Annotated in this window: 19 protein-coding genes and 1 pseudogene; 4 read left to right on the top strand and 16 right to left on the bottom strand. The window is 62.2% G+C overall.

From position 1 onward, the window contains the following. Positions 1-97: 97 nt before the first annotated feature. The 9 genes and pseudogenes from P3T17_RS04055 to P3T17_RS04015 all read right to left on the bottom strand — a co-directional run bounded on the left by P3T17_RS04055 (position 98) and on the right by P3T17_RS04015 (position 11503). Entirely contained in the window at positions 98-2020 is a 1923-nt protein-coding gene (locus P3T17_RS04055; protein WP_074264424.1) for a PrkA family serine protein kinase, read from the bottom strand. 802 nt (positions 2021-2822) lie between these two features. After that, positions 2823-3584: a 2-keto-4-pentenoate hydratase gene (locus P3T17_RS04050; protein ID WP_074264423.1), complete on the bottom strand. Its 762-nt coding sequence runs from the start codon at positions 3582-3584 to the stop codon at positions 2823-2825. Positions 3585-3747: 163 nt separating this feature from the next. Further along, complete coding sequence (locus P3T17_RS04045) at positions 3748-5565, bottom strand: methyl-accepting chemotaxis protein (RefSeq protein ID WP_429404841.1); 1818 nt, start codon at positions 5563-5565, stop codon at positions 3748-3750. A gap of 216 nt (positions 5566-5781) precedes the next feature. Further along, positions 5782-6834 carry a LacI family DNA-binding transcriptional regulator gene (locus P3T17_RS04040; RefSeq protein ID WP_074264422.1) on the bottom strand — a complete coding sequence of 351 codons (1053 nt, stop codon included), beginning with the start codon at positions 6832-6834 and terminating at the stop codon, positions 5782-5784. Positions 6835-6934: 100 nt separating this feature from the next. Continuing rightward, entirely contained in the window at positions 6935-7984 is a 1050-nt protein-coding gene (locus tag P3T17_RS04035) for an ABC transporter permease (protein WP_429287049.1), read from the bottom strand. Positions 7985-8043: 59 nt separating this feature from the next. Continuing rightward, positions 8044-8316: pseudogene (locus P3T17_RS04030) on the bottom strand (ATP-binding cassette domain-containing protein); the annotation flags it as partial. Between the two features lie 288 nt (positions 8317-8604). Then, positions 8605-9561, bottom strand: coding sequence for a sugar ABC transporter substrate-binding protein (locus P3T17_RS04025; RefSeq protein ID WP_429404839.1), 957 nt, complete (start codon positions 9559-9561; stop codon positions 8605-8607). A gap of 339 nt (positions 9562-9900) precedes the next feature. Continuing rightward, positions 9901-10878 carry a magnesium/cobalt transporter CorA gene (corA, locus tag P3T17_RS04020; protein ID WP_074264419.1) on the bottom strand — a complete coding sequence of 326 codons (978 nt, stop codon included), beginning with the start codon at positions 10876-10878 and terminating at the stop codon, positions 9901-9903. A 181-nt stretch (positions 10879-11059) separates the two neighbouring features. Beyond that, the gene (locus P3T17_RS04015) at positions 11060-11503 is read right to left on the bottom strand and encodes a hypothetical protein (protein WP_429404838.1); all 444 of its coding nucleotides are present in this window, start codon (positions 11501-11503) and stop codon (positions 11060-11062) included. A gap of 211 nt (positions 11504-11714) precedes the next feature. Between P3T17_RS04015 and cydX the strand changes: the two genes are divergently transcribed. Next, positions 11715-11873 (top strand): cytochrome bd-I oxidase subunit CydX, encoded by a 159-nt coding sequence (cydX, locus tag P3T17_RS04010; protein WP_074264417.1) that lies wholly within the window; start codon positions 11715-11717, stop codon positions 11871-11873. Next, positions 11873-12454 (top strand): AAA family ATPase, encoded by a 582-nt coding sequence (locus P3T17_RS04005; protein WP_074264416.1) that lies wholly within the window; start codon positions 11873-11875, stop codon positions 12452-12454. Before cydX ends, P3T17_RS04005 begins: the two co-directional genes overlap by 1 nt. Before the next feature lie 169 nt (positions 12455-12623). Here P3T17_RS04005 and P3T17_RS04000 read toward each other — a convergent pair whose 3' ends face one another. The 3 genes from P3T17_RS04000 to P3T17_RS03990 all read right to left on the bottom strand — a co-directional run bounded on the left by P3T17_RS04000 (position 12624) and on the right by P3T17_RS03990 (position 15346). Continuing rightward, positions 12624-13721: a saccharopine dehydrogenase family protein gene (locus tag P3T17_RS04000; RefSeq protein WP_074264415.1), complete on the bottom strand. Its 1098-nt coding sequence runs from the start codon at positions 13719-13721 to the stop codon at positions 12624-12626. 222 nt (positions 13722-13943) lie between these two features. Further along, a complete protein-coding gene (locus P3T17_RS03995; protein WP_074264414.1) occupies positions 13944-14408 on the bottom strand; it encodes an Lrp/AsnC family transcriptional regulator in 465 nt (154 codons plus the stop codon). A 53-nt stretch (positions 14409-14461) separates the two neighbouring features. Beyond that, positions 14462-15346, bottom strand: a complete 885-nt coding sequence (locus P3T17_RS03990; protein WP_429404836.1) for a LysR family transcriptional regulator — start codon at positions 15344-15346, stop codon at positions 14462-14464. A 198-nt stretch (positions 15347-15544) separates the two neighbouring features. On the opposite strand from P3T17_RS03990, the gene P3T17_RS03985 reads away from it, so the two are divergent. Together P3T17_RS03985 and P3T17_RS03980 are read left to right on the top strand one after the other, a co-directional pair. After that, positions 15545-15988, top strand: coding sequence for a Spy/CpxP family protein refolding chaperone (locus P3T17_RS03985; RefSeq protein WP_429404834.1), 444 nt, complete (start codon positions 15545-15547; stop codon positions 15986-15988). Positions 15989-16199: 211 nt separating this feature from the next. After that, positions 16200-16637, top strand: a complete 438-nt coding sequence (locus tag P3T17_RS03980) for a PGDYG domain-containing protein (protein ID WP_429404832.1) — start codon at positions 16200-16202, stop codon at positions 16635-16637. 30 nt (positions 16638-16667) lie between these two features. Here the strand turns inward: P3T17_RS03980 and P3T17_RS03975 are convergent, their stop codons facing one another. From P3T17_RS03975 to P3T17_RS03960, 4 genes are read right to left on the bottom strand one after another with little or no spacing between them, the layout of a single operon-like run. Next, positions 16668-17033 carry a DUF3022 domain-containing protein gene (locus tag P3T17_RS03975; protein WP_074264411.1) on the bottom strand — a complete coding sequence of 122 codons (366 nt, stop codon included), beginning with the start codon at positions 17031-17033 and terminating at the stop codon, positions 16668-16670. Positions 17034-17081: 48 nt separating this feature from the next. Then, positions 17082-18017: a YhfC family intramembrane metalloprotease gene (locus P3T17_RS03970; RefSeq protein ID WP_074264410.1), complete on the bottom strand. Its 936-nt coding sequence runs from the start codon at positions 18015-18017 to the stop codon at positions 17082-17084. Between the two features lie 60 nt (positions 18018-18077). Beyond that, positions 18078-19175, bottom strand: coding sequence for a LacI family DNA-binding transcriptional regulator (locus P3T17_RS03965; protein WP_074264409.1), 1098 nt, complete (start codon positions 19173-19175; stop codon positions 18078-18080). A 7-nt stretch (positions 19176-19182) separates the two neighbouring features. Further along, positions 19183-20148: a 2-hydroxyacid dehydrogenase gene (locus P3T17_RS03960; protein WP_429404830.1), complete on the bottom strand. Its 966-nt coding sequence runs from the start codon at positions 20146-20148 to the stop codon at positions 19183-19185. Between the last annotated feature and the right edge of the window lie 4 nt (positions 20149-20152).

Below are 20152 nucleotides of genomic sequence, written 5' to 3'. Positions count from 1 at the left end.
CGTTGCGTAGCAACGTTATGTCCATGCAACCTGCGCCTCGCAAGGTGCCCGCGCAGTCTCCCTGCGCGGGCGGCACGTGCCAAGTTTCATGAGCAGATCACGATGACTTGCGCACGCGCAGATACCAGTCACACAACAGCCGCACCTGCTTGGGCGTATAGCCCTTTGCGACCATCCGGTTGACGAAGTCTTCGTGCTTGCGCTGTTCCTCTGCCGATCCTTTTGCATTGAACGAAATCACCGGCAACAGTTCCTCCGTATTCGAGAACATCTTCTTCTCGATCACGACGCGCAGCTTCTCATAGCTGATCCACGCCGGATTCTTGCCTGCGTTCGCAGCACGCGCGCGCAGCACGAAGTTGACGATCTCGTTGCGGAAGTCCTTCGGATTGCTAATCCCTGCAGGCTTCTCGATCTTCTCCAGTTCCGCATTCAGCGAGGCACGGTCGAAACTCTCGCCGGTGTCGTGATCGCGGAACTCCTGGTCCTGGATCCAGAAGTCCGCATACGTCACATAGCGATCGAAAATGTTCTGCCCGTACTCCGAATACGATTCCAGATAAGCGGTCTGAATCTCCTTGCCGATGAACTCTGCGTAGCGCGAGGCCAGTACGTCCTTGATGAAGGACAGGTACTTCTGCTCGGTTTCCGGTGGGAACTGCTCGCGCTCGATCTGCTGTTCCAGCACATACATCAGATGCACCGGATTCGCTGCGACTTCAGTGGTGTCGAAGTTGAACACGCGCGAAAGAATCTTGAACGCGAAGCGCGTCGACACACCCGTCATGCCTTCGTCCACGCCAGCGAAGTCGCGATACTCCTGGTACGACTTGGCCTTCGGATCGGTGTCCTTCAGATTCTCGCCGTCGTAGACCTGCATCTTCGAGAAGAGGCTGGAATTCTCCGGCTCGTGCAGGCGCGTCAATACCGACATCTGCGCCATCATCTTCAGGGTGCCGGGCGCGCACACCGCGCTCGAGAGCGACGAGTTGCGGATCAGCTTCTCGTAGATCTTGATCTCTTCGCCATAGCGCAAGCAATACGGTACCTTTACGACGAAAATCCGGTCGAGCAAGGCCTCATTGTTGCGGTTATTGCGGAACGCCTTCCATTCCGACTCGTTCGAGTGAGCAAGGATCACACCGTCGAACGGGATGGCGCCGAAACCTTCCGTGCCCTTGAAGTTGCCTTCCTGGGTGGCAGTCAGCAACGGGTGCAAGACCTTGATTGGCGCCTTGAACATTTCCACGAATTCGAGCAGGCCCTGATTCGCGAGGCACAGGCCACCGGAGTAGCTGTACGCATCGGCGTCGTCCTGGGCGTATTGCTCGAGCTTGCGGATGTCGACCTTACCCACCAGCGACGAAATATCCTGATTGTTTTCGTCACCCGGCTCGGTCTTGGCGATACCGATCTGCCGCAGGATCGAGGGGTAACGGCGCACGACGCGGAACTTGCGGATGTCGCCGTTATATTCATGCAGCCGTTTGACCGCCCATGGGCTGAGAATGCTCTTCAGATAGCGGCGTGGAATACCGTATTGCTCTTCAAGGATCGGACCGTCTTCATCGTAGTCGAACAGACCTAGCGGCGACTCGTTGACAGGCGAGCCCTTGATTGCATAGAACGGCACGCGCTCCATGAGTTGTTTCAGACGTTCCGCGATCGACGACTTGCCGCCGCCAACCGGGCCAAGCAAATAAAGAATCTGCTTCTTTTCTTCGAGCCCCTGGGCCGAGTGCCGGAAGTACGCAACCACCTGCTCGATCACGTCTTCCATTCCGTAGAACTCACGGAATGCGGGGTATACCTTGATGACCTTGTTCGCGAAGATACGCGACGTGCGCGGATCGTTGCGAGTGTCGATCTGTTCGGGTTCTCCGATTGCCGTCAACATGCGTTCGCCAGCTGTAGCGTACGCGGCGGGATTGTCTTTGCAGAGCGCGAGATACTCCTCGAGCGAGAGCTCATCTTCTCGCGTTTTCTCGAAGCGGGTCGCGAAACTGCTGTAGATATCCATGCTACCTCCTCGCCAAAGTCTAGACCGATGTCGTGCGCGGCGCGCTAATCGGAAACGACATCGCTCGAATTCATCCTAAACCCTTTTAAATTTTTTTTCACGGACTACGTGATGAAAATCGTGCCGTGTTGCCCTACCTACAATCCTCACTTGGAAACGCAGATTCGGTCACCTACAATCTTCGACCACGCTTCGGTCACCGCATCGACCACTGCTTCCGCCACACCCACCAGGATTGCAGACATCTCCACTGCCATGTTGCGCATTGCGTCCTGCACTTCGTCACTACATCTGCGTTACACCGCCAACACACCAGCGCAACACTAAAGCATCGAACCTGCTGCAGTCTACGCGTACAAATTTCATCGTGATGCATGTGTGAAACTTTGCATCTGTCTGCGTTCCTGCTGCCGTTGCGCTACCCGCTATCTGGTCACTTTTCCCCACAACGCGCCGTGCAGCGTTTCCGTGCACATGATTCACGCTGTGTTACATAGTTTGCCTCGCCAATGTACCGCACGGATTGCTGCTACATGCAGCACGTCAACCGTTCGTCACCGCGGTACGGTTTTCGTTCACAACGAATTGCACCTGTGTGCGCAGTCCTCGACGACCACATGCAATATCCACATCGGCTACATGGTCGGCCGCTGACATAACTGGATGTCGGCGGCGCGTGTTGCCACGTGCATAGGTGTATACGGGGATGGGGAGTGCCTGGATGCGCCCTGGGGTGGCGCCGGCACGGCACGGAATGTGACAGGATCGGCCACGAGGTGGCCAATGAACGATGCGATACGCGTCAGGTCAGTTCGATCTCGACCTCGCCGAGCCCGTCCAGGTGGCCATGCACGAGGCCGGCACGCTCGACGCGATGGGCGCCGACATAGGAGCCGGTCGTAATGGTCCATTCCGGTTCGATCGTGACGCCCGTAGCGGCGCAATGGTTGACGAACCACACCAGCAATTCGCGCGGATCGCCGACCGGATTGCCGGACGCTTCCGGCACCAGCGACTTGCCGTCGAAGGTCAGTTCCAGCTCGGGCGAGACGAAATCGAAGGTGCGCGCGAAGCCCGGATACGCCACGGGATGTCCTGTCACGAGCGCGCCATTGTTTTGCCCATCGGCCAGTTGCGCGAGCGGGGCAATATCCGGCCACTCGCTAAAGCGGCTATCGACGATTTCGATGGCCGGCAGCACTGCGCCGACCCGCGCAAGCACCTCGTCGCGCGCGTAGGCCTCGCGGCGCGGCGCGATGGACTCGCTGAAGCGAAAAGCGATCTCCAGTTCCAGTAACACGCGGAAAAAACCACTGTGGGCGATGCGGGCGGGCGACTCGAGCACGAGCGACGCGGGAATCGGAGCACCCGACGCCGCTCCGCCCGGTGCCTTCGCCCCGATTTTCCAGGCGCCGGTGGATTGCCCGAGGCCGGCGATCACAGCCTGCTGGATCGCATAGGCTGTGGCTGCGTCAGGCGGCAGGCTGTCCGGCGGCGGGGCATCGATCAGGCGGTGCTGCCTGCGCGCCTGAACGAGGCGTTGCGCGAGGTCGTGTGGCGTCATGTCGGTCCTTTCTGGCTGGCGCATTGAATGGAATAGGCAGTCGCGCCCGTCAATGTACCGGAACACAAGTCGAACCGGGTCGCTTAGTACGCTGACAATGAAAAAAGAGCACGGTTGCGCACACAACCGTGCTCTTACTGTCCATTTGCTGGGCCTTTGCCCCTTAGAACGTTTCCCAGTCCTTGTCGCTACCGGCTGCGGCAGCCAGCGCAGGCGCTCTGGCTGCCGCCGGTGCTCGCGCTGCCGCCGGGGTTGAGGTAACCGCAGGCGCGGGTGCGGCCAGAGCCACGGCCGCCTTCGGGGAGCTCGAGGCCGTCTCCGGGGCCGGCGCAGCCACGGACGCACGTGCCCGGCCGCCTGCAACCGCCTTCCGGACCACCACCGGCTTCGGCACGGCCCGGCGCGACGCCGGCTGGACTGCTGGCGCCTTGAAATCGCTCTCTTCAACCTGGAACACAGCGACGGCCGTACGCAGCTTGCCGGCCTGATCTTCGAGCGATTGAGCCGCCGCAGCCGCCTCCTCCACCAGCGCCGCGTTTTGCTGCGTCACTTCGTCCATTTGCGTGACGGCGCGCGCAACCTGCTCGATACCGCTGCTCTGTTCTTCGGAAGCAGCCGCAATTTCGCCCATGATGTCCGTGACGCGCTGCACCGCGCCAATGATCTCGGTCATCGTGCGGCCGGCCTGATCGACCAGCGCCGAGCCCGAACGCACGCGCTCCACGGAGTTGTCGATCAGTTCCTTGATTTCCTTCGCGGCCGCCGACGAGCGCTGCGCCAGATTGCGCACCTCGCCCGCCACCACCGCAAAACCACGCCCTTGCTCGCCGGCGCGGGCGGCCTCGACCGCGGCGTTGAGCGCCAGAATGTTGGTCTGGAAGGCAATACCCTCGATGATGGAAATGATGTCGGCGATCTTGTTCGAGCTCTGGTTGATGTCGCCCATCGTCCCGACCACCTGCCCGACCACCGCACTGCCCTTATTGGCGATCTCCGAGGCGTTCGCCGCCAGCGAACTCGCCTGGCGGGCGTTATCGGCGTTCTGCTTCACCGTGCTGGTCAGCTGATCCATGCTCGATGCGGTTTCCTGCAGCGCCGAGGCCTGTTCCTCCGTGCGCGAGGACAGATCGAGGTTGCCCGCGGCGATCTGGCGCGTGGCCGTCGCGATCGACTCGCTGCCGCCGCGCACCGAGCGGACCGTCTCGGTAAGGCTGCGCTGCATCCGCGCGACGCCTTCGAGCAGTTGGCCCATTTCATCGCGCGACGCCACGACCACCGGACGGCGCAGGTCGCCTGCAGCGATCGCGTCAAAATGACCGAGTGCCTCGGCAAGCGGGCGGCCGATCGCACGACTCAACGTCAGATACGAGAATAGCGCCGCCAGCAGACCGGCGATCACCGCGCCGATGCTGACGATGCGAAACATGACAAAGGTGCTCTGGGCGGCGTCGAAGCCTTGCTGGGCCTGGGTGAACTGCAGCTTGCGCAGGGCGTCGTCGGCGACGGCAAGCTGGTTGTATTTGACTTGCAGGTCCTTCGCGCCAGCCACGACCTTCGACTGGTCGGTCCCCGCCACGATCGAGGCAAACAAGTCCATTGACTGATGCAGCGTTTCGCGCTTCGCCGAGACTTCCTGCGCCTCGCGGTCTTCTTCCGCACCGCGCGGCAGATCGGAATATTTCTTCCACCAGGCGTCGGACGTGGTGCGCATCTCCCGCGCCCGCGCTATCGTGGCCGCCACTTCTGGCGTTCCGAACAGGAAGGCGGCCCGGTCGAGCGCCAGCCGTTCGCGCGCCGCATAAAGTTCGGCGTTGCCGATATCGACTGCGCTCGGCATCTGGTTAGCGAAAGTTTCGTGATCGGCGTCGTTGGCGCGGCTCATGCCTGTCAGACCAAGGACGCCGATGATCACCAGCAATGCGGCCAGAAATGCCATCGTCAGGCCGATACGCGCCTTGATGGTGATGCCCTTGTTCAACATGCCTGTTCCCTGTGACGTAACGAAGATGAGGGGGCGTCGGCGGCACCATGTATTCCGCCTTCGCCTGTCCGGCGCCTTCTGGAAACGGCGCTCTACTCTCCGTTTACGGCACCTGGGCCGCAGACTTAAAATATTTATATGGTCTGAAGAATTTGGCGGGATGGATTTGTATGAATTACAAAATGTCAGAGACGGCCGACGGCGCGGCCTGAACCGTCAGGCTGTCACACCGTCACGTCCCGCACCGGCGCCAGCGCCTTCCCAGGCCGCGGTCGATTCGCGCAAGATCAGCCGCGGCGCCAACACCCTCCGGCGCGCCGGAGAATCCTCGGCACCGGCCGCAGTGCCGGTAATTCGCTCGATCAGCGTTTGCGCCGCCATTTCGCCGAGCGCGCGCACGGACTGTCCCACCGTCGAGAGTGCGGGATAGGTGAAGCGGCCCAGCTCGATATCGTCGAAGCCGATGATCGAGCAATCGTGCGGCACGTTGATGCCGCGCTCCGCGGCGGCGCGCAAGGCGCCGATGCCCATCATGTCGTTGCCGGCGAAAATCGCGGTCGGCTGCACCGTGTCGAACAACTGGCTCGACGCGCGATAGCCGCCGGTGCCCGAAAAATCACTTTCGACAATCGCGCCCGGCGCGATATCGATGCCGCGCTCGGCCATTGCGCGAATGAAACCGTGCACGCGCATTGCGCTGACAGCCGTGGCAACCGGGCCGGTGATGCAACCGATCTTCACATGACCGAGTTCGAGCAGATGGCGCGTCGCCAGATAGGCGCCCTTTTCGTGGTCGATCTGCACCAGGTCCGCGGTAAGGCCCTCGATATTGCGGTCCACCACCACCAGCGGCTCGCGCGCATCGGCGAGCGCCTGCGCGAGCACGGCGTCGTCGCCGGCCGAGGCCACGATCAGTCCATCGATACGTTTTTCCTGCAGCACCCGCAAATAGTTACGCTGCTTGGCGGGATCGTCGTCCGAGTTGCAGAAGAACACGCAGTAGCCGTTGCGCGAACAACCGTCTTCGATGCCGCGCGCCAGTTCCGCGAAGTAGGGATTCGTGCTGTTGGGCACCACCAGACCGATCGTCGCAGTGGCGCGCGCCTTCAGTGACCGGGCGACTGCCGAGGGCACATAGTGGAGTTGCCGGATCGCATGTTCGACTTTTGCGCGCACATCGGCCGACACGGGACGCGAGTTGTTCACGACGTGTGAAACCGTCGTGAACGACACGCCTGCCACGGCCGCTACATCCTTGATGGTCGCCATAACCTGTTGCTCTCCTGCCTGTTTTTCCCGCCGGCCGTGCGACCTGCACCGCGCCGGGCGTTTGCCTCAATAACCGATCAACCTGCTGCGCTCACCAACCCTAGGCACGCTTGCGCCGGCTCCGATACGTATCCAGCACAACCGCCACGACGATCACCGCGCCGGTGATGATGCGTTTGGTCGGCTCGTTCGCGCCGATCTGCGCAAGCCCCGCCGCCAGCACCGAGATGATCAACACACCGAAGAATGTGCTGATCACCGAACCCCGGCCACCCATCAGGCTCGTACCGCCAATCACAACCGCCGCGATCACCTGCAGCTCGATGCCGTCGCCCGCGTTCGGATCGGCGGCTTCGAGCCGGGAAATCTGGAACAGCGCCGCGAGTCCCGACAACGCGCCCATCAGCGCAAACACGATGACCTTGTAAGGGCGCGGATTGACGCCCGCCAGCCTGACTGCTTCCTCATTCGTACCGATGCCCACCAGATAGCGGCCGAACACCGTGCGCGTAAGCACCAGATGCGCGATCACCATCACCGCCACCGCAATCAGGAAGGCCGGCGAAATGCCGAACGCGATCGGATTGGACAGCACGTCGAAGGCGTCGCCGATATAGGCGGTGCGCGAGTTCGTCATCTGGTAAGCGACACCGCGTGCCGCTTCGAGCACACCCAGCGAAACGATGAACGACGGAATCCGCCAGCCCACGGTTATTGCACCCGTCAACGTACCGGTCAGCGCCGCGGCCGCCACGCCGAGCAAGGCTGCCGGCAACGGCGGCCAGTGCCATTTCAGCGCCACCACGCTCACTACCGAGGCGCCCAGCGCCAGCACCGAGCCGACCGACAGGTCGATGCCGGCGATGATCAGCACGAACGTCATGCCGACCGCCATCACCACAAGGTCCGGAATCTGGTTGGCGATCGTGCTGAACGTGTCGTACGTCAGAAAGTGCGAACTGAGCACCGAAAACAGCACGATCATCGCCAGCAAGGCGCCCGCCAGCCCCAGGTAATTCGAAAAGCCGAGACGCGTGCCCGCCGGCTTGCCGCTCGCGAGCGGGGCGGACCCGTCGGTCGCGGAAGGCTTTGCCGACGTGCCTGACGCGCCGCCCTGGTTGCCGCCCGGAGGTGCCGGTCGATTCGTCATGACACACTCCCTGCTGCCTTGCCGCGCGTGAGCCCATCCACTTTGAGCAACGGCGCGCCGATCTTGCGCACGCCTAGAGCTTCGGCTTCAGTGCGCTTCGCGGACGCATACGGCGTGCCGGCGAGGCGCATCGAGCCCGTGGCCGGAAGCACGAGGCCGCCGATGATCGTCGACGACGTGCTCTTACCTGCGCCGTTTTTGCCCGTAAGCGCCAATGCCTCGCCGGCGTGCAGTGTGAGTGCAACATCGGCGAGTACGGGCTCGGCGTAGGTCTTGCCGGTTCCCGTCACAGACAGTACGGCGGGCAGTGCATCGTGGGCAGTCAATTCCATCGCGATCCTGGTTCCGGGGTTGCCTGACGGGACTTCAGACGACGACAGCCGGCTGGAGCCCGCGTTGGGCAACCACGTGTCATGCCGGCTCAAGGCAGGTACTGCGCTGGACTCGCCAACGCTCCCCGACCCGCCGCGACCGCCGACATGACGCTTATCTCTGGAATAACGGCGGCGGCGCGGCTTTCTTGAGCGTTTATTGAATTGATGTAAACCAGCGTCCGAACTGTCCGGCGGACTCGCGCCGAACCACGGCGCACTGCCTGCTGAGCCGCTCCTGCTGACGGCTTACTTCGTCACCAGATCGACCGGCGTCTCAACCACCCCGGACAATTCGGATTGCTTCTTGTGCTCGCTCAAGGCCTTGAGCGCGGTGTCGATGCCGAACACGGCCTGCTTGGCCGCGTACTGATCGGCGGTGGCAAGCACACGGCCGTCCTTCAACATTGGCCTGATGGCATCGATATCGTCGTAGCCGACCACGTACACCTTGCCCTGCTTGCCGGCCGCGCGCACGGCCGAGACCGCGCCGATCGCCATGTTGTCGTTACCGCACAGCAGTGCCTTGATGTTCGGATACTCATTGAGCATGGCCGACGCCACTGCGTTGCCCTTGTCGATTTCCCACTCGCCGGACTGCACCGAGTCGATCTTCGCGCCCACCTTCTGCATCGCCGCCTTGAAGCCCGCGGTGCGCTGCTGCGCGTTGGTAGTGGTCGAAACGCCTTCGACGATGCCGACTTCATCTCCAGACTTCAGCTTCTGCGCCAGATAGTCGCCGACCTTCTGCGCGCCCTTGGCGTTGTCGGGACCGACGAACGGCACATTCAGATCCTTCGACTTGAGCACGTCCGGGTCGAGCCGGTTGTCGATATTCACCACGATGATGCCCGCGTCTACCGCCTTCTTGACCACCGGCACCAGCGCCTTCGAATCGGCCGGCGCCAGCACGATCGCATCGACCTTCGACACGATCATCTGCTCGACGATCTGGATCTGTGCTGCCGTATCCGTTTCGTTCTTGATCCCGTTGGTGATCAAATCGAATTCGCCAGGATTGTGCTTCTGATAGTCTTTCGCGCCGTTTTCCATGGTGAGGAAGAACTCATTGGCGAGCGATTTCATGACGAGCGCCACTTTGGGCTTCCTGGCAGCCTGCGCATGAGCAGACGAAAAAGGCAGCGCGACGGAAGCGGTCAGAACGACAGCGGCCGCCAGGACGCGGCGGCGAATGCGGTGATCCATGCAAATCTCCAGGATTTATGGGCTCGCGACGAGCCGCGTTTTTAGCTACACGCAAACGTTTGCGAGGCTCATTTTCAGCGGAGTTGCCGTATGGTGTCAACGGATTGCGGTATTGCGCCGTAAAGTTGTGCCGTCGTTGTCGCAATGACTAAAACTAAACATCCGCCGCGCATCGCATCCGGGGAGGTCTTCAGAGTCTGGTTTCGCATGAGTTTCCCGCTCAGTCCACGCGTGCTGGTGACCCATCGCCCACATTCTGCGGGCGGTGGGTCGTCTATGCTGGACTGATATTGCATGCGATGCAAGCGTTAGCGGCACGCTCCGGCACACCGCTCGACGTTAAAGCCAGCCAGCCTTGCGGAAGCGCCACCACAGGAACATGTCGACGGTGAACATCACGGCGATGCAGATTGGATAACCGTACTTGTAATGCAACTCCGGGATGCTCTGGAAGTTCATGCCGTAAATGCCGGCAATCATCGTGGGCACCGCGAACAGGGCGGCAAAGGAGCCGAGACGCTTGGTGATCTCGCTCTCTGCGAGCGAGATCATGCCGAGATTCACCTGGATCGCGGTCACGACCATCTCGCGGCGCCCGTCGACGATCCGCACGGTCCGCTCGAGATGGTCGTAGATGTCGCGAAAGTACGCCTCCATTCCCGAGCATATCTGCGGAACGCGGCCGCCGGCCAGTTTGCTGATGGCTTCCTGCAACGGCGCCACATGATGCTGCAGACTCACGAGACGGCGTTTGAGCGAATACAGATCCGCGATGATCGCGCGCGATGCGGCGACGTCGTTCTTTTCGAAGATCCGGTCTTCGACCTCTTCGATTTCGGCGCCGAGTTCCTCGAGAATCGGGAAATAGCGGTCGACGATATCGTCGGCCAGCGCGTACAGCACGAAACCGGAGCCTTCCCGGAGCAGCTCCGGTTCGCGCTCGCAACGCGCGCGGACGTCGCTAAAACCGAAGCGGGTCCGGTTGCGCACCGAGAGCACGTAATTCGATCCCACGAATACATCGACCTCGCCGATCAACAGTTCGTGGTCGTCATCCATCTCCACCGTGTGCATGACGGCGAAGAGCGACTCGCCGTACTCCTCGATTTTCGGCCGCTGATGACCCAGCAAGGCATCCTCGATTGCGAGATCGTGCAGGCCGAACTCCTCTTTCATCACGGCAAGTTCGTCGGGGGAGGCGTCTTTGAGGGCAACCCAGACGAAGCATTCGGGCCGCGCGACATAGTCGCTGATGTCTTCAATCGGAATATCGGCGAGCTTGCGGCCATCCTGGTAGGCCGCGCAATTGATCAGCATGATGTCGATTACCTTGAGAACAGCGGCAGGCTGCGGCGCCGACGCGGCGCTTCACAAGGAAAGTGGCAAACCTGCGCGACTGAATGGGTGATTGGCAGCCGCCATGTTAGCCGTTTTGGCGCTCACGCATGTAAGCGAGTTGTCACCGCGGCGTGGAGCTATCGTAGGGTCATTGGTAGGGTCATTGTGCGACCCGGCGAAGCCCGATGCGGTGGTCGGCGTCGAAGGTGACCGAGGCGCGGTTGGTGTAGCGGGTATCCGCGGTCACGATGAAGCGCAGTTCGACGACCGGATCGAACTGGGTCGACACGGCAATCTTGTGGACGCCGGGGCTCAGATAGAAGACGACATGCTCGCCGTTCAGCAGGTCGGTGACCTGCTCGCCGTCCACGTAGACGAGAGCATCGCGAAAGCGCACGACGAGGTCGCGCGAGCGCTCGCGCCGTACGTCGACTGCGACAAAACCCTGGGTGGCCTCGGTGTAGCCAGATTTGACGATGCGGGATGCGGGGACCGGTTTGAAGGCCACGGGCTCGGCGGGTTCGGAGGCGCATGCGGCGAGCAAGGTCACAAGCATCAGGGCAAGACCTGTGGCTCGCCAGGTGACCAGCGGGTGCTTTGACATGATGCGTCTCCCCTTTTTTTGTCGCTGTGGCGTGTGGTGGATGCCGTTGTTTCCTCATCATAACAACGTGCCGCCATTCCGCCAGCCTGGCCGAACGGCCGATCTCGCGCCCTCTTGCGCGCCATCCGCTTCTTGTTCATGATCGTGCCATACGGGTGATTTATCGCCACACGAACCCCACCCGTCCGGGATCTCGAACAAGGAGACTGCAATGTGGTATTTCAGCTGGATTCTCGGTATCGGCGTGGCGCTGGGCTTTGGGATCATCAACGTAATGTGGCTCGAAGCCAACGACACGTTCAGCCGCGACGCAGTGCCAGGCGACCCGCTTGCCGCGCCCGCCGACACCTCGACCACGGACAAGCGTTAGTGGCGTATCTGGTTTTCATCTGCGGACATGCGGGCACCGGCAAGACGACACTTGCCAGACGCCTGATCGCACCGTTGATGCGCGCGGCTGGCAGCGCCTTCTGCCTGCTGGACAAAGACACGCTATACGGCGTCTATAGTTCTGCCGCAATGAGCCTGCTCACCCAGGACCCCAACGACCGCGACAGCCCCCTCTTCCTGCAACATTTGCGCGACCCGGAATACCGCGGATTGATCGACACCGCGCGGGACAATCTCGAACTCGGCATCAGCGCACTCGTGATCGCTCCGCTGTCACGCGAAATTCGCGAGCGCAAACTGTTCGATCGGGCCTGGCTCGGAGTTGGGGAGGATGTCGAGATTCGCGTGGTCTGGGTGCACACGGAGGAAGAGACCGCGCGTCAGCGAATCCTCGAGCGCGGCGATCCGAACGATGCCTACAAACTCGCGCATTGGGACGAATACCGGCAACGCCGTTTCATCCCGAGTGGCGAGAGTTGCGTGGGCCTGCTGATGTTTGATGCTACCGCGCCAGGCGTAGCGGATTACGACGCGCTGATCGAACGGATTCTGCGCGGATAGCACCGCACGTCACCTCATTCAAGCGCAGATGGAACTAATGAAAAAGGAGGGCGCCCCCAGGTGAACTGGGGGCGCCCTCACCGGCCTTCTGTGCGGCCTTTGCATCCTGAGCTTGCTATCTACTGCCTCTACTGCTCACGGCCCTCGGATGGCCTATGACCTTTCCGCCTCAAACCGTCGCCGTTGCGTCGAGCGACTGCCCTTCGTACAGTTGACCAAAGCGGTTAGACAGGAAGTCGCGCAGCGACACCTGCTCCTGACGCACAAACCCGCTTTGCGGCAGCTTCTTTTCGCGGAACAGATCAAGCACTGCGCACATCGCGCCCGCCGTGGTGATCTGGATCGCGCTCATCGGCACGCCGCAGACCGTCTTCGCGAAGATCTTGCGCGTGAACACTTCTTCGACCAGTTGACCATTGCGCATGCCTGTCACCGTGATGAAGACCAGCACGACGTCTTGTGCCGTCGACGGCACCGAACGGCGCATGATCGACTTCAGCGTGTCGCGGTCGCTTGCGAGGCGCAGGTCTTCGAGCAGGAACTTCATCAGTTCGCGGTGACCCGGATAGCGGACCGACTTGTAGTCGAGCATTTCCACGCGGCCGGCCAGCGTTTCGCACAACGTACCGAGACCGCCGGACGTATTGAAGGCTTCGTATTCGGTGCCGTCGAGCGAGAAGTGCTCGAGGCCTTCGAGCGGCTGCACCCATTGCGTGCGGCTGTCGCGGATTGCTTCGCACGGCTGGCAGTACTCGTTGATCAGACCGTCCACGCTCCACGTCAGGTTGTACTTCAACGCATTGGTCGGGAATTCCGGCAGCGCACCGACGCGCATCTTGACGTCGCGAATTTCCGTGAACCGGTTCGCCAGTTCATGCGCGGCGATGCCGATAAAACCAGGGGCGAGGCCGCATTGCGGCATGAAGGCGTGGTCGGACTCGTCGGCGATCGCGCGGATCGCGGTGGTGGCGCGCACGTCTTCGGTCAGATCGAAGTAATGGACGCCGGCACCCTTGGCGGCAGTGGCAACGTTTACGGCGAGGTAGTACGGCAGTGCGTTGATCAGCGCGTCGAAGCCTTGCACGGCGGCGCGCAGTGCGGCGGCGTCGGCCGAATCGACACGACGGGTCGGGATACCCTGCTCGGCGAGCTTGTCGAGCGCCTGCTGATCGCGGTCGAACGCGACGACTTCGTAGTCGCCGGTTTCACGCAGCATATGGGCAATGGTGTGGCCGATCAAACCCGCGCCAACGATGGCAACTTTCATGCGCTTCTCCTTGTTCTGTGTATGCTGTTACCAGCTTCGAAAGTGCGCCGCGCCTGGCGTTGCGCCCGGCGGGCTGAACCCTTGCGACACAGTTTAGGGAGAAGCAAAAACAGTTTATAGACTCAAAGTGCTGCGCTATGACCAGCTATTTCGACGAATTGACGATTGAATACGTCAAATTGACCAGAATACGTAAAAACGGTGTAAACGCGCCGCTCTGACTCACCCGCCAATCATCCCGCGATCGATCTTGCGCGCCAGAATGATCGACGTCGTCGTGCGCTCAACACCTTCGAGCGCGCCGATCTGATCGAGCAGATCGTTGAGCCTGTCCGGCGAATCCGCGCGCAGCCACGCCACATAATCGAACTCGCCGCTCACTGCGCACAGCAACTGCACCTCCGGCATCTTGCCGAGGCGTTTCTGCACATCCGGCCCGTGCCTCGGCGCGATGATGATGCCCACGTACGCGTAAATGCTCGCGTCGAGCACATCCTGGCCAAGCCGCACGCTATAGCCCGCAATCACGTTGGTGCGTTCGAGCCGCGCAATCCGCGCGATCACGGTGGTGCGCGCCACGCCGAGCTGGCGCGCGAGGTCCGCGACGCTTTCGCGTGCGTTGGCCTGCAGCAGCGCAACGAGGTTACGGTCGAGGTCGTCGAGTTGGTCGAGGCGCGGAGGTCTCATTAATGGCAGTCTTGTTTAAAAGCGTTGAATGGCATGCTGCGGATTATCACCGCTTACAAGCCCAGCCGTTCCATCACAAAATCAATAAAGCTCGTCAGCTTCGGTGTCGCGCGCCGGTCGCGCGGATAAATCAGATGCACAGGCATGCCCGGCGGCAAATAATCTTCGAGCACCGAAACCAGTTCGCCGCTGGCAATCTCCTTCGCCAGCAGCACTTCCGGCTGCAGCACCAGACCGAAGCCGCGCAACGCCGCCACCTTGAGCGCCTGGCCGTTGTTGGCTCGAAACCTTCCCGCTCGCAACGGATTCTCGCCCTCCGCCTCCCCGTTCCAGCGCCATGCGCCGTCGCGTCCCCAGTCCAGAAAACCAAGACATTCGTGCTGGGCGAGATCGGCCGGCGTGCGCGGCGTGCCCGCCCGCGCGAGATACTCCGGCGAGGCGCACGCCCGCATCCGGTAAGGCTTCAATGGCCGCGCCACAAAGCTCGAATCTGCTAGAGGCCCAATCCGCACCGCGGAATCGAAACTCTCTTCAACGAGGTCAGTCAGCCGGTTCGACAGGTCGAGTTCGAGACTGACGTCGGGCCACGCCGTGAGATAGTCGGTCATCGCCGGCGCGAACACCTCCACGCCGTAAGTGAGCGGCACCGTGACCTTCAGGACGCCGCGCGGCGTCGCCGTCATGGCCTCGGCGAGCGACTCGGCATCCTTCACATCCGCGAGAATGCGTCGACACTGCTCGTAGTATTGACGACCAATCTCCGTCAGACTCTGACGACGCGTGGTCCGGGTGAGAAGCCGGGCGGCTAGCCGTGTCTCGAGCGAGCGGATATGCTTGCCGACCATCGCCGACGAAATCTCATAACGCTCGGCTGCCGCCGTCAGGCTGCCCGCCTCGACCACGGCCACGAAGATCTCCATGCTGACAAATTTGTCCACCCGCTATTTCCTGTTGGTTTCGGTTGTAAGCGTTTGTCGCAACGTAGTCGCATTGTAGGGATATCGTGATACTAATAGCGAGCTTGGCAAAGCGGGCATTCCGACCGGCTCATCATCAAGACGCCCTATGCTTGACCCGCGCCTCGTCCGCGCACTGTCCGCGCTGTAACCGAATACGAACGAACATCAGGAGTTTCGATGAAAAAAGCACTGGTAATCCTGGCTTCCGCGCTCGCCATGAGCGGCGCCTTCGCACAGACCGCAGCACCGGCCTCGGCACCTGCCGCGGCGGCCGCATCAGCGGGCAAGCACGAGCGCAACGTCGAAGATCGCATCGCGTACCTGCACTCGCAGCTCAAGATCACGCCAGCGCAGGACCCGCAGTGGAGCGCGTTTGCCGATGTAATGCGCAGCAACGCGCAAACCATGGGTGATCTGTTCAAGCAGCGTCAGCAGGCGGGCGCCCAGTCGGCTATCGACGACATGAAGCAATACGCGGCAATCGCTCAGGCACACGCCGACGGCATGAAGAAGCTGGTCGACGCGTTCGAACCGCTGTACAACAGCCTCTCGCCGGATCAGAAGAAACTGGCGGATGAGACTTTCCATCAATCGCCGGGCGGCGGCAAGAAGCATAAGTAAAGCTTCGCTGTAGCGGTCCAGAGAAAGCCTGCCCTGAACGGCAGGCTTTCTGTTTTATGCTTCTGGCATCATTCGGCTTTGCGCTCGCCACAAGCGGGCTTTCGAGCCGTACGTGTGCGCGATGTGCGACCTGCAGCAAGCCAGGCCCGGCGGTCCGCACACGGCTTTAACCGCTGTCATCCAGCGTCTTACCTTTTTGGCAACCTGCTTCATGATCGAACTCAAGAACCTCGACCTGCGCTCCGATGCGGCCGCTCAACGTGTCGTCAAGGACGAAACCGTCTCCGTCGAATTTGCCGCGGGCGATGGCGAACTGATGAGCCTCGAAGGCCCGAACCGCTATGTGCGCGGCGATGCGCTGATCACCGGTTCGACCGGCGACCGCTGGGTGGTGTCACGCGATCGTTTCGATGCGAAATATCTGCCCGCCGAGGCTTCGCTCGCTCACGGCGAACCGGGTGCGTACCGCAATCGCCCCGCCGTCGTGCTGGCCCGGCAGATGACCGGGCCGTTTACGCTGGCGCGTTCCGCGGCCGGCGGCGATGTGCTGCGCGGCACGGCCGGCGACTGGGTTATGCAATACGCGCCGGGCGACTACGGCGTCGTGCAGGCGGCACGCTTTGCCAAGGTGTATCGGTTGGCCGAGTAGGCCGCGCGAGCTGGCCGCCCGCTCGCCCCATCACGCGAACTGTTCATCCAGTTCGATCGTTACCTCGCGCGGCACGGCCTCGCCGTTTGCATACTGTTCTTCAAGCGAGCCGATGGTCGCTTCGACATAAGCGCGCAACACCGCAAAACTGCGTCCGCGCTGGCGCACCGGCATGGCCCGATAGCGCGCCAGCACCGCGGGCGACATCACCACGCTCACCGTAATGCGGCGCGCCGCTGCGCCAAAGCGCATCGCGACCCAGTGGACCGCGAGGGTCGGCGTGCCATCCTCGGCCGGACGTTCGATGAACTGCGTCTGCTCGGGAAACAGGTCGCTGATGACGCGCGCCAGTTCTTCCATGTCGGGGCTCGTGCAGACGTATTGGTAGGCTTCCATGTTTGCAGACCGAAGGTTAGGAATTCGCCAGAAAGTTGCCGTCGGAGTTCAGGCAGTACGTGCCGTACGCTGGAACATTTTGACCAGCACGACCGCCACGATGATCGCCAGCAGCGCATACAGGCCATCCACGGCGTAAAGCGGAATGACTCCCACCTGGAACAACGCAGCAGGTAAACCGACCAACGCGTGTGCGACGATGGCCAGCGGCAGGATCGCGTACCAGCCGGCTCGCACACCGCGCCACATCAACACCGACAGGCCGATCTGAAGCACCAGCGCTGCCACCCGTTCGAGCAGGAAAACCCCCGCCGTCAGCGGCGACAGACTGGCGAGAACCATCTGGATGCGCATCAGCGATTCGTCCGGCAGACTGCCCAGATAGCTGTCGAGCTCGCCGCGGTTCGCCACCACCGCGAAAACGATCCACTGTATCTGCACCAGCACGCCGACTATCCACGCTTCGGCGCCGCCATGTCCGATGCCGTAACCGAGCGCTGTGCTATCGCCGGTCGAGGGCGGCACGACGGTCTTCTTGCGCATCGACACGCGGGCCGACACGGAAGGCCGGGAGGTGGTCGAACTGCTAACCGCCGCATTGGCAACGGACGCTTCGCTCGCCGAATTCGCGAGTGAATTCGGCGCAGCGGCAGCCTTGGCAGCCACGGCCCGCTGCCACATCATCTTCATGGCGATGAACCGCCCCACTTCCTCGCAGACGCCTGCGGCCAGCGCGCCATAGATCACGAACGTGAGCGGATGGGATAGCCAGGCGGCGACGGCTGCATTCTGATGCAGCACATAGCCATTCAGCGCACGCTCGATCACGCTGGCGAACAGCGCGAACACGGCAATGCCAGCGATCGCGTCGCGGGCGTTCAGCCCAAGCGGTACGCGCAGGCGGCGGTACAGGACAATCGGTAAAGCGGCGGCGAACAGCGTCGAAAGTACGAGACAGGTAAGCGTGAGCGGTGCAACGACCATGGGTTTCCTTACGATGACCGGCGCGCACCCGCTGCGCGCCGCAGCCCGAATGATCGCAGATCAGCGCGAAGTTGACTCGCGCACGATCAATTCGCCTGGCAGCAGGCAGTCGCGCACGGCCGTCTGCACGCCGTCGATGCGTTCATGGAGAAACTCCACCGCACGATAGCCGATCTGATAGGTCGGCTGACGGATCGCCGTAATGCCGGCGAATTCGGCCCATTCGGGGTCGTCGATGGATAGCAGCGCAATGCGCTCCTGCCAGCGCATGCCGTAGCGTGCATTCAGATGACGGGCGAGACAGAGCGCGACCGGGCCGTTGGCGGCGAACAGGGCAATGCGAGGCGCCGGTGCGGCCGCGGCTTGAGTGACGTGAGTTGCCCAAGTGGCGCGATCTGGCGCATCAGCCAGCGCACGGTCCAGTTCTTTGTCCAGTTCGGCCAGCGCGCCCTCCACCGCTGCCGCATCGCCGAGCTCCAGCACAACGGTCTGGCCTCGGGCCCGCGACTGAGCGTCTATCGCCGCGCGAAACGCCTCCTCGCGCAAGCGCCGCGAACTGATGCGCTCGAACGGTTGCACGACGAACCAGATATCGTCGAAACCGCGCTCGAGCAGATGACGCGTGCCCAGTTGCACCGCCGCCGTATTGTCGAGCCCGACCAGATCGGCAACGAGACCGTCTACCATGCGGTCGACCAGCACCGCGGGAATCCCGCCGTCGCCGACCGGCCGAAGAGTTTCGTCACGCACCCCAAGCGCATTGACGATCACGCCCTCCACGCGATACGTGGTGAGCAGTTGCAGATAGCGCCGCTCCATCTCTACTTCGTTGGCAGCATGGCAGATCAACGGCATGTAGCCGAGCGCATGGCACGCGGCCTCGACGCCCTGCAACACCTCCACCGAATACGGATTGGTGAGGTCCGCGATCAGCATGCCGATCAGCCGGTTGCGACCGCGCTTCAAACCGCGCGCCATCTGGTTGGGCTGATAGTCGAGCCGCTCGATCGCGGCTTCGATCCGCGCGCGCAACTCCGGCGACAGCACGCTCAGCTCGCCGTTCAGATAGCGCGAGATGCTGGTCTTGCCGGTGCCGGCCTCGCGGGCCACGTCGCTGATGGTGGCGCGGCGCGGTGCAATGGTGTGCGGGCTGCTCAAGATGCGCTCACTTGCGCAGGACGTCGCGGTTCACGACGTTGCGCGTCAACGTGCCGTCGAGCGCGGCAACGAGGTTCTCGGCGGCGTTCAACGCCATTGCGTGACGCGTCTCGTGGGTCGCCGAACCGATGTGCGGCAACGCCACCACGTTGGGCATCGACAGCAGCGGCGAATCGGCGGGGATCGGCTCGGTTTCGAACACGTCGAGTCCCGCGCCGTGGATTGTGCCGGCCCGCAGCGCCTCGATCAGCGCGGCTTCGTCGACGGTCGCGCCGCGTGAAGCGTTGATGAGGATCGCGCTCTTCTTCATCGCGCGCAGTTCGGCCGCGCCGATCAGATGTTGCGTCTCCGGAGTGAGCGGCACCTGGAGGCACACGAAATCGGAAGTCGCCAGCAGCTCGGACAGTTCGACACGGCGTGCGCCGTAAGCCTCTTCGGCTTGCGGGTTCGGGTTGCGGTTGGTGTACAGCACCGGCATGTTGAAGCCGAGCGCCGCGCGGCGCGCCACGGCGCCGCCGATCCGTCCGAGGCCGACGATGCCGAGCGTCTTGCCCTGAACCTCGACGCCATATTGCGCGGGTCCGACACCCGTCTTCCATTGGCCGGCCTTCACCCAGTCGGCAAGCTCGACGACCCGGCGAGCGGTCGCCAGAATCAACGAGAACACCGTGTCTGCAGTCGATTCGGTCAATACATCCGGCGTGTGTGCGAGCACGATACCGCGTTGCGTGAGATCGGCGACATCGAAAGCATCGAATCCAACCGAGATGGTCGACAGCGCCTTGAGCTTCGTCGCGCCTTCGATCATGGCCGGCGTGATCTTCACGCTGGCACCAATCGCGCCGTCCGCGTCCTTGAGCGCTGCGACAAACGCATCATGCTGCGCGCCATCAACCTGCACGACCTCGACATGTTTGCGCAGATACGCGAGTACGTCGTCGGGCAACGGCTTGTAGGCAATGATCTTCTTCATCAGC

Source organism: Paraburkholderia sp. GAS82, assembly GCF_050436285.1.
Classification (GTDB): domain Bacteria; phylum Pseudomonadota; class Gammaproteobacteria; order Burkholderiales; family Burkholderiaceae; genus Paraburkholderia; species Paraburkholderia phenazinium_B.
This window is presented reverse-complemented; position numbering and strand designations above follow the sequence as displayed.